The organism is Streptococcus downii, assembly GCF_004353325.1.
Classification (GTDB): domain Bacteria; phylum Bacillota; class Bacilli; order Lactobacillales; family Streptococcaceae; genus Streptococcus; species Streptococcus downii.
In genome coordinates this window covers 1-1,417 of the sequence record NZ_MZNX01000008.1, presented here as the reverse complement: position 1 = coordinate 1,417, position 1,417 = coordinate 1, and the positions used below count along the sequence as shown (strand labels likewise).

Annotated in this window: 1 protein-coding gene; it reads right to left on the bottom strand. The window is 45.7% G+C overall.

Features of this window, described 5'->3' with window-relative positions:
• The coding region (locus E2R31_RS04325; protein ID WP_243701289.1) for an SIALI-17 repeat-containing surface protein at positions 1-1,417 on the bottom strand (1,417 nt) is incomplete at both ends.

Below are 1,417 nucleotides of genomic sequence, written 5' to 3'. Positions count from 1 at the left end.
CTGCTGTACCAAGTGGACCTGTGTACTCTGGTACTTCATGTACTGCTGCTTCTACCGCGTTCGCACCACCTGTAAACTCTAGTTTCTCAACTATCGGTGCCGGCTGATCTCCTGCTGTACTAAGTGGGCCTGTGTACTCTGGAAGTTCATGTACTAGGGCTTCAACTGCATTGACACCACCTGTGAATTCAGGAACCTCAAGAACGGGTGCTGGTTCTTCACCCTTGCTTGATTGAACAGCTTCCTCTGTTAATTCTTGATAGAAGCTCGCCAATTCATAAAACTCAGCCTTGCCACCTTCCCAGACTAATTTGACGTCTAGAAGAGAGCCACCATTTCGGATAGCGAAGGTTTGGAGACTAGATGTAATGGCACCGAGGTCTGTCCAACTGTCTTGGCCATCCTTGAGTGTTCTAGCAAGAACACGTGCTTTCGCTCCTTCAGGAAGACTGGAAACGAGACGAAGGTGGTTGGCATTGGTTGGCTCAGATAAGTGATACACCAATTCGCCCTTGTCTTTTTCAGACTTGTAGCTGGTCAAGACTTTTCCGTCTACAAGATTGTTGTAGAGATTGCCTTGGCTTTCTCCACTGTTTCCTTCTACTGTCGGATCATTGATTGGTTTGACAAATTCACCATCATTGATGACCAATTCTGTAAAGCCTACAAAACGAGCATCATAGTCTGCAGTATAGAGAACACGGAGATAGTTGGCTTTGACTGGTGTCGTCAATTCACCCTCGATATAGCGATTTCCTGGCATCTTAGAATCATGTGTCCAACCATCTGTCAATGAATCATCGTGTTGACTATTGGCCACACCATCTCCTACTGTCACGACATCTGTCCAAGTTTTACCGTCTTGGCTGACTTGGATCTTACCATCACGAAGATAGTTTTGAGTTCCGTCTTGGATGTAGGCTCTGATTTTCTTAATCGTGCGTTCGCTACCAAGTTTCAAGGTTACATGACCATCTTTATGGGCATAGTCTGAAAACTCAACGAAGTTGTTGTAAACACCGTCAAATAGTTGATCTAGGTTGTTCAGTTTACGAACATCATTGCTGCCGTATGTTGGATGAATGCCCATAGTTGTAGATTCTAGTTTGGTTGGTTGTACTTCTTTGGTTGTCACAAGGAGAGAAGTGGCTGTCACAGCTTGTTCCTGATCCGTTTTGTTGACCAGACGAACATAACGTACCAAGTGGGTTGCGACAGATCTGTCTTTCAACTGGCTAGCTGACGTCCACTCTTGCGCATTTGCAGAATACTCTAGGCTAAGAGCAGGGTTGGCTTGGCCTTGGAGCTGGATGCTCTTGATCTGATGGATACGGTCAAGCTTCATTCCTAGATAGCTATGAGCAGGGAGTTTGGTTCCAGCTGGAATTTGAAGTTCGTAACTGCCTAAGCTATCCAC